Genomic DNA, 7,782 nt, shown 5'->3' on the forward strand with positions numbered 1-7,782 from the left:
ACTCAATGAAGTTCTCTTAAAAATCCTGCGGCGTAACATCTGCTCCATACCAACCGATAACACCCTGGAGCACACGATCATGAAACGCCAAACCCTTCTCAGCATCGCTTTCTCGGTTTTCGCAGTAAACGCTTTTGCAGCGACCTCTGCTCAACCTGTGGTCGCCGAAGGCGGCTCGGATCGACTGATCGAAAGCCGTGTGGCTGAAGGTGGCGCTGATCGCCTGCTGGAAAAACGCGCTGTGGCGGCTGATGGTTCGGATCGTTTGCAAGGCAACACCGTTGCCGCCGATGGCTCCGACCGCCTGCAAGGCAACACCGTAGCCGCCGATGGCTCCGACCGCCTGCAAGGCAACACCGTAGCCGCCGATGGCTCGGATCGTCTGCAAGGCAACACCGTTGCTGCCGATGGTTCCGACCGCCTGCAAGGCAACACCGTTGCCGCCGATGGCTCCGACCGCCTGCAAGGCAACACTGTCGCCTGAACAAATCGCTCCACCGCTCCACACAAAAAACCCGGCCTGATCAGCCGGGTTTTTTCATGGTTTTTTTGATCGGGCAATGACGCTTCAACTACCCGCGCCACCGTGTGCTTCTTCAAAGAAGTAGTCTTTCCAGCTATCTGCCTTGTTTTTCAGCACGCCCAACGCCTGCAGTTTCTCGGCATAGACCGCCGTGCGCTGTGGCACGACCGTGAAGTCGATTTCGGGGTCGTTGACGATTTTCTCAACCAGCGGCAGCGGCAATTTCGATTGTTCGACCCGGATATAGGTCTGGGCCGCGGCGGACTTGTCGGCCTTGATGATTTTTTCGGCTTCGGCCAGCGCGTCGTAGAACGCCTTGTAGGTTTTCGGGTTTTCGTCGTGGAATTTTTCAGTGGTGTACAGCACGTTGAACGTGGCCTGACCACCCAGTACGTCATAAGAGCTCAGCACTTTGTGCACGTTGGGGCTCTGCAACGCTTGGTACTGGAACGGCGGACTGGAGAAATGCGAGGTGATTTCCGAGCCGCCCGCGATCAGTGCTGCCGTCGCATCCGGGTGTGCCAGGCTGATCGAGATGTCGTCGAACTTCTTGTACTGATCATTCCCGAACTCTTTGGCCGTTTCGATCTGCAACGTACGCGACTGGAAGCCGACCCCCGCTGCCGGCACCGCAATGCGGTCCTTTTCGGTGAAGTCCTTGAGGGTCTTCACGTTCGGATTGTTGGTCAACAAATAGTTGGGCATCGATCCGAGCGAGGCGATGGCCTTCACGTTCTGTTTGCCCTTGGTCCGATCCCAGACGGTCAGCATCGGCGGCACACCCGCCGAGACCACATCCAGCGCACCCGCCAACAGCGCCTCGTTCATCGCCGTGGCGCCAGAAATGCTGTTCCAGTCGACCTTGATCTCGAGGCCCTGGGCTTTGCCTTGTTTCTCGATAAGCTGCTGATCGCGCACCACATCCAGGATCAGATAGCCGATACCGAATTGCTGGGCAATGCTGATTTTGCCTTCGGCCTGAACGCCGGGACTGAGAAGCGCACTGACCGCCGCCACGGAGGCCGCCAATAGGGTCACCGCTGAATGCTTGAAGCGAGTTGCCATGAAAACCTCTTGATCACTGGAAGAATGAGTTAGCCGAAAAGCACCGACAAAAAAGCGGCCTGAGCCGCTGTTTTTTCGCGTTATTGAGCCCAGCCTCAGAGCTTGGCAATCGAGACTTCGGTGGATTTCACGAAGGCAATGACCTCGCTGCCGACCTTCAATTCAAGGTCGCGCACCGAACGGGTGGTAATGACGGAGGTAACGATGCCGGAGGCGGTTTGCACGTCGATTTCGGAGACCACCTCCCCTTCCAGGATTTCCTTGATGACGCCCTTGAACTGGTTGCGCACGTTGATCGCTTTGATGGTCATGATGAGGCTTCCTGTCTGATGTCGAGTACATCCACCTGGATGTGCAGGCCTTCAAGGTGCACCGCCTTCATAAACATTAAAAGGAATATATAATTATCTATTTATTCTATTTGGAAATATAAAAAGCTTCGACCGGGGGTTTGTTTCCTGAACAAAAGTCCTGTGATCAATAAGAACAAAAAGATATTAATAAATACAAAATCAGTATTTATCGTTATAAAAATATCCGCGTACGCTCAGCTCATCCCGTCATTGATCACCACAGTGAAGTGCCCCATGAATCCGACTGACAATCTCATCGACTTCGCCAGCTACCGCAAACGTAAACAGGCTCAGCAACGGGCACGGGCCATGTGGGAGATGTATGCATTCCAGGCAGGTTTGCAGGCCTTTCAATGGGTGCAAGCCGCCAAGGCGACCGAGACGCGTCAAGCGTGAACATCCATGAACCCTCGCGCTTTCTGGCGAGCGCCGACGAACCCGTTCTGGATCTGAGTCACCTGGAGCATCAAGAAGAAGACGCCAACTGCGAGCGGGTTGCGCAAAACCTGCAACGCCTGCGCGGCAAGCGTCATCTGTCCCTCGATGCCTTGGCGCGACAATGCGGCGTCAGCCGGGCGATGCTGGCGCAGATCGAATCCGGGCGCAGCGTGCCGTCGATCAAGGTGTTGTGCAAAATCGCCAAGGGTTTGAAGGTCTCGGTGGCCGCGTTTCTTGAGCACCGGGCCTTCGAGGGTGTGGCGGTGTTGTCGGCCGGCCAGAGCAAACGCCTGGTCAGTGCCAATGGCGCATTTGCCAGCCGTGCACTGTTTCCGTACGACGTGGCGCGACAATCGGAATTCTATGAACTGCGCTTGAGCCCATTGGGTGAAGACCAGTCCGAGGGCCATGGCCCGGGCGTCCAGGAGAATCTGGTGGTGGCTCAGGGCGTGCTGGAAATCAGCGTCAACGATGAGCGCTACCTGCTCTCCACGGGGGATTCGATCCTGTTTTATGCCGACCAGCCCCACCGCTATCGCAACCCCGCCGACAGTGAAGCGGTGGCTTATCTGGTGGTGACCTACCCCGAGCGGCTGGACTGAAACACCACACAAACTGTAGGAGCGAGCCTGCTCGCGATGGACTCAATGCCAGGCGCGTTTAATCTGAAAACACGCGTTATCGTTGAAGTCCATCGCGAGCAGGCTCGCTGCTACAGGAAAAGCACAGGTACAGCGATCAGCAGGTGCAGCACATCAGCGGCATGCCGTTGCAGCTCATCATCATCGGCATGCTGCAATCGTTCATCATTTTCATCATCAAGGCGCAGCAGCTTTTCATCATGTCCATGTTCATGCCGGGCATCGGCATGATTTTGCACATCATGCAGTCCGCCATCAGAGTGCATTCCATCACGCACTTCATCGACGGCATTGGCATGCCCATCATTGGCATGGGCATCATCATGTTCATCATCGGCATGGCCATGCTCGCCGCAGACATGCACATCATGCTCATGTTGCCGCAGTGCATCATCATCGGCATACCGCAGTTCATCATCATCTGCATCATTTCAGCGCTGTTCTTGAACATCGCCATGTCCATGCCCGCGGCCGGCATCATTTTGCACATCATGCCGTCGCCCATCATGTCGCACGTCATGGTCGCCATCATCATCGGCATGCCCATCATCGGCATCATTGGCATGGTGGCGTTCATCGGCATTTGCATCTGCATGGCGTTCATCATGGTGTCGCTCCCTGAAGGATTGGATAGTTGGGCGAAGCTGATGGGGCCGATTCTAGGGAATCGGCCGGACGCAACAAGCTGGCGATCAAACAGCCAAAGTCGATGTCGGGGCAGCTTTAATGAAGCCGGCGGGACGAAAAATTCTGCCGTGACGCAGAATCTTCTTTCATCACAGATGCAGTGAAGGCTGGAACCCGAATTCTCGGGTTATGGATATGCAAATTGAGCCTATTTTAATAACCGAAAGAAATAATCGTTCTAAACGGTACTGAATTTCAGGCAAAAAAAATCCCGGGCAGCTGATGGACGCCCGGGACTTAAAAATGCATAAACCGTGGTGGTGAACGCGGCGCGAATATTACGGGATATTTCTCGCTGTAACAAGATATTTTAGTTAACCGTTCGGTTACTAAAATTCATAACCCCTTAAATATCCAGATATTTTTTAAGGTTAAGCTCGAATCGACTTGAACTAGAGATACCAGCGGTACTCCCGCGCACTGATGTCGTGCATGAATGCCAAATGGTCCTGACGCTTGTTCTCGCAATACACATCGACAAACTCTGCCCCCAGCCCATCGCGCAGTTGCGCATGACCTTGCATGGCCTGCACGGCCTCGAGCATCTCAGTCGGGAAATCGATACCGCTGGTGCGGTCTTCATTGAGCGGGACAATGGGGTCGTGACCGTTTGCCAGACCTTGCTCCAACCCTGTCAGTATCGCGGCGAGCACCAGGTAGGGGTTGGCATCCGCGCCAGACAGACGATGTTCGATGCGCAGGTTTTTCGCGTCCGATTCCGGTATCCGCAGGCACGCATCACGGTCTTCAAAGCCCCAACTGGCACGCGATGCCACGTTCACCGTGCCACTCAAGCGGCGCATTGCGTTGTGATTCGGCGCAAAGATGGGCATGCAATGGGGCAACACGTCCAGGCAACCGGCGATGGCGTGACGCAGCGCTTTCTGCCCGTTCGCCGCCAGCAGGTTGTTGCCTGCCTCGTCGTACAGGCTCACGTGCACATGCATGCCGCTGCCGGGGTGCTGCAGATAGGGTTTGGACATGAAACTGGCGCGGTAACCATGCTTGAGCGCCACGCCACGGGTGCTGCGGCAGAACAACGCCGCCCAGTCCGCCGCGCGCAAGCCGTCGTCGAGGTGACCGAAATTGATTTCGAACTGACCGGGGCCCAGTTCGGCGGTGATCACCGTGGCATCGATGCCCTGCGCTCGTGCCGTCTCGACCATTTCATCGAGTACCGGGGCAAAGCGGGTCAGGCGCTCGATATGCATGTTCGGCTGATCATCGGCATCGCCGGTCAGCGGGTCGCGGGCAAATTGCGGCAGGCCATCGCGCAAGTGACTGTCGAACAGATAGAACTCCAGCTCGAACGCCACGACCGGGAAAATGCCCTTGCGCCCCAGCCGCGCCAGCACCTGTGCCAGGACTTCACGCGGTTCGAATTCGATCGGCTTTTCCGTGCCGTCGGAGGTGATCAGCATCTGCCCCAGCGGTTGCTGTTCCCAGCTCACCAGCTTCAAGGTGCCTGGCACCAGGCGCCGTTGCGCATCCGGGTCGCCGTCGTTGAAGCAGTAGTCGCCGATCTTGAACAACCCGCCCTGGGTGCCGAGCAATACGCAGTTCTGCGGCAACTTGAGCGCGCTGCCGGCCGCGACTTTTTCGAGCATTTCGATCGGGTAGCGCTTTCCATAGAAATGCCCCGGAATATCCAGGGAAATCAGGTCGACAAAGCGCACATCGGGATGAAGTTGGCGAAACTCGCGCACTTCAGCCAGCAGTTCAGAGCAGACAGCATCCATCATTGTGTTCCTTGTTGTTTTATCAGGTGTAAACCCACAGCACGCGGGTGAGTTGGTCCGAGAGGTTGCCGTAGCGGCAATGGGCATGACTGGCCAGCTGAAAACTGTCGCCGGCGTGCAAGGTCACCGGCTCGTTGTCATCGAGCCACAGCGTCAACGCCCCTTCCAGGACATAACCGCCCTGCTCCGAGCTGTCGTTCATGTGCCGGTCGCCACTGCTGGCACCGGGTTCCAGCTGGCTTTCGAGCATGGAAAAGGACGCGCGCATTTTCGGCGAGACCAGGATGTCGGTAATCCCGTCGGCGTAATACAAGGTGCGGCGTTCGTCCGGACGCGTCACCCAGGGCAAGGCCATGGGCTTGGGCAGGCTGTAGAAATAAGTGGTCGGCACCCCGAGGGTTTCGCTGATGGCGGTCAGGTCCGCCACCGTCGGCCGGGAAATCCCGCGTTCAACCTGGGATAGAAACCCCACGGAACGGCCGATTTTGTCCGCCAGTTCCTTCAGGGTGTATTTCTTGTGTTTGCGCAGGTCCTGGATCAGGATCGCCAACGCTGAAATTTCTTCTTGCATGTCCATTTAAAGGCTTCCAGAAATTGCCGTTTCAAATACTGTCGCGCAACCGATACCAGGCTTTGCCCATGGCTTCCAGCGGCGCGGCCATGTACTTGCCACCGGGAAAGCGGCCGTTGGTCAGCCCTTGGTACAACGCCAATTCGTCCGATTGACCGAGGATCGCATCGCTGACGGCTCGTGCGCCGGCCAGGGTTGGCAGAACGCCGTGACCGGAATAGCCCTGCAACCAATACAAGTCACCGCGCTGACCGATGTCCGGGGTGCGCTTGAGGGTCAGGTCAATGTGCCCGCCCCAGGCGAACTCCAGCTCAACGCCCTTGAGTTGCGGGAAGACACGCTCCAGGCACGGCCGGGTGGCGCCGGCGATGTCCTTCGGCATGCCTCCCAGGTAAGTGCAGCCACCGCCGAACAGCAGACGGTTGTCCGGCGTGCGGCGGAAATAATCGAGCACGAACTGGTTGTCGGTGACACACACATTGCTCGGCAGCAAGGCGACGGCCTGCGCCTCGGACAATGGCGCGGTGGCCACCTGATAAGTGCCGACGGGCAGTACGCAACTCGATAGCTGCGGATCGAGTCGATCGAGATATGCATTGCAGGCCAGTACCAACACGTCGGCGCGAATGCGACCGCGCTCGGTGGTCACCACGTACCCGTCGCCGTCCTCGCGATAGTTCAACGCCTTGCTTTGTTCATGTATCACGCCACCGGTCCGCTCAATCGCGGCGGCCAGGCCCAGTGCCAGCTTCAGCGGATTCAGGTGCCCGCCTTCGGGATCGAACAGGCCGGCCTGGTAGCGTTCGCTGGCCACCCATTCGGGCAGCTGTATGCGTTCAATGAATTGCAAACCATCGTGGCCCCATTTGTGACTGGCTTCGTGCTGCCATTCGGTCAACAGGCTGACCCGTCGCGGCATCACCGAGGTCCAGAGATGGCCTGCCCGATAGTCACAATCGAAACCGTGGCGCGCAGGCAGCTCGCGCAACTCCCACGCCGCCCAGCGCATGCCATCCCACAGGCGTCGCGCACGCTCGTAACCCAGCGCCGCTTCCAGCGGTGGCATGTCGCAGGACCAGCCCAGAATGGCCTGCCCACCATTACGCCCCGACGCCGCCCACGCCACCCGGCTGGCTTCCAGCACGGTCACCCGCTTGCCGGCCAGGGCCAGGCGCAATGCAGTGTGCAACCCACTGAAACCGGCCCCGATGATCAGCACTTCAGTGCCTTGCTCGCCCACCAAGGGCGCACGGTTTTTTACCTGACCGGTGCAAGTGTGGGCGTAGTAGCTGGCGACATGCTGGGTGGATTGCTGAAACATTACCGGCCTCGTGAAATTTTATAGTTTTAATTTCATGAAAAAATACACGATAGATTTCATATGGGCAATGGTTTGATACTGGGGATGGGGACAGATCCATTTCTTCGGTAACGGCGGCTTATGGTTCCGCCCTTGCGGAGGCCACTTGGAAGAGCCTGTAGGAGCAAAGCTTGCCCGCGATGACGGCCTGACTGTCGCCCCCTTCACAGATATGTCCCTCATCCAAAAGTGGGAGCGAACCTGCTCGCGAATGGGCCATGCCAGCCAACATTTATGCTGCATGAGACATCGCCTTCGCGAGCAGGCTCGCTCCCACAGGGGAACGCGAACAGCAGTGAGGTCGAGTGTCAGCTCGCCTCGGCTGCTTCTGATCCACCCGCCCCTTCGGCAGGCTGAGTGGAGGCGTTCATCCGGGGATTGGCGCGCAGCGCCGTTCGACGCAGT

General features: G+C 57.6%; 9 protein-coding genes. 3 read left to right on the forward strand and 6 right to left on the reverse strand.

Annotation, left to right across the window (positions count from 1 at the left end):
• Positions 1–79 precede the first annotated feature (79 nt).
• Positions 80–484 (forward strand): hypothetical protein, encoded by a 405-nt coding sequence (locus HNQ83_RS30590; RefSeq protein WP_175392571.1) that lies wholly within the window; start codon positions 80–82, stop codon positions 482–484.
• An 84-nt stretch (positions 485–568) separates the two neighbouring features.
• On the opposite strand, the gene HNQ83_RS30595 is transcribed toward HNQ83_RS30590, so the two are convergent.
• Complete coding sequence (locus HNQ83_RS30595; RefSeq protein ID WP_175392572.1) at positions 569–1,588, reverse strand: ABC transporter substrate-binding protein; 1,020 nt, start codon at positions 1,586–1,588, stop codon at positions 569–571.
• Positions 1,589–1,683: 95 nt separating this feature from the next.
• Entirely contained in the window at positions 1,684–1,899 is a 216-nt protein-coding gene (locus tag HNQ83_RS30600; RefSeq protein WP_007904463.1) for a molybdopterin-binding protein, read from the reverse strand.
• A gap of 276 nt (positions 1,900–2,175) precedes the next feature.
• On the opposite strand from HNQ83_RS30600, the gene HNQ83_RS30605 reads away from it, so the two are divergent.
• Both HNQ83_RS30605 and HNQ83_RS30610 read left to right on the forward strand, forming a co-directional pair.
• Positions 2,176–2,337: a hypothetical protein gene (locus HNQ83_RS30605; RefSeq protein ID WP_175392573.1), complete on the forward strand. Its 162-nt coding sequence runs from the start codon at positions 2,176–2,178 to the stop codon at positions 2,335–2,337.
• Positions 2,334–2,981, forward strand: coding sequence for a helix-turn-helix domain-containing protein (locus HNQ83_RS30610; protein ID WP_372241945.1), 648 nt, complete (start codon positions 2,334–2,336; stop codon positions 2,979–2,981). The genes HNQ83_RS30605 and HNQ83_RS30610 overlap by 4 nt, the downstream gene beginning before the upstream one ends.
• Before the next feature lie 136 nt (positions 2,982–3,117).
• On the opposite strand, the gene HNQ83_RS31415 is transcribed toward HNQ83_RS30610, so the two are convergent.
• The 4 genes from HNQ83_RS31415 to HNQ83_RS30630 all read right to left on the reverse strand — a co-directional run bounded on the left by HNQ83_RS31415 (position 3,118) and on the right by HNQ83_RS30630 (position 7,338).
• Positions 3,118–3,627 carry a hypothetical protein gene (locus HNQ83_RS31415; RefSeq protein WP_256669356.1) on the reverse strand — a complete coding sequence of 170 codons (510 nt, stop codon included), beginning with the start codon at positions 3,625–3,627 and terminating at the stop codon, positions 3,118–3,120.
• A gap of 472 nt (positions 3,628–4,099) precedes the next feature.
• Entirely contained in the window at positions 4,100–5,446 is a 1,347-nt protein-coding gene (locus HNQ83_RS30620) for a glutamine synthetase family protein (protein ID WP_175392578.1), read from the reverse strand.
• A 22-nt stretch (positions 5,447–5,468) separates the two neighbouring features.
• The gene (locus HNQ83_RS30625) at positions 5,469–6,023 is read right to left on the reverse strand and encodes a helix-turn-helix domain-containing protein (RefSeq protein ID WP_175392575.1); all 555 of its coding nucleotides are present in this window, start codon (positions 6,021–6,023) and stop codon (positions 5,469–5,471) included.
• A 25-nt stretch (positions 6,024–6,048) separates the two neighbouring features.
• Positions 6,049–7,338: an FAD-binding oxidoreductase gene (locus tag HNQ83_RS30630; RefSeq protein WP_175392576.1), complete on the reverse strand. Its 1,290-nt coding sequence runs from the start codon at positions 7,336–7,338 to the stop codon at positions 6,049–6,051.
• Positions 7,339–7,782: the final 444 nt, after the last annotated feature.

It is taken from the genome of Pseudomonas sp. C2B4 (assembly GCF_013359695.1).
Classification (GTDB): domain Bacteria; phylum Pseudomonadota; class Gammaproteobacteria; order Pseudomonadales; family Pseudomonadaceae; genus Aquipseudomonas.

What these genes read in the sequence shown, in the direction of transcription:
- HNQ83_RS30590 (WP_175392571.1), top strand. Translation starts at nt 80, where the DNA reads ATGAAACGCCAAACCCTTCTCAGCATCGCTTTCTCGGTTTTCGCAGTA.
- HNQ83_RS30595 (WP_175392572.1), bottom strand. Translation starts at nt 1,588, where the DNA reads ATGGCAACTCGCTTCAAGCATTCAGCGGTGACCCTATTGGCGGCCTCC.
- HNQ83_RS30600 (WP_007904463.1), bottom strand. Translation starts at nt 1,899, where the DNA reads ATGACCATCAAAGCGATCAACGTGCGCAACCAGTTCAAGGGCGTCATC.
- HNQ83_RS30605 (WP_175392573.1), top strand. Translation starts at nt 2,176, where the DNA reads ATGAATCCGACTGACAATCTCATCGACTTCGCCAGCTACCGCAAACGT.
- HNQ83_RS31415 (WP_256669356.1), bottom strand. Translation starts at nt 3,627, where the DNA reads ATGATGAACGCCATGCAGATGCAAATGCCGATGAACGCCACCATGCCA.
- HNQ83_RS30620 (WP_175392578.1), bottom strand. Translation starts at nt 5,446, where the DNA reads ATGGATGCTGTCTGCTCTGAACTGCTGGCTGAAGTGCGCGAGTTTCGC.
- HNQ83_RS30625 (WP_175392575.1), bottom strand. Translation starts at nt 6,023, where the DNA reads ATGGACATGCAAGAAGAAATTTCAGCGTTGGCGATCCTGATCCAGGAC.
- HNQ83_RS30630 (WP_175392576.1), bottom strand. Translation starts at nt 7,338, where the DNA reads ATGTTTCAGCAATCCACCCAGCATGTCGCCAGCTACTACGCCCACACT.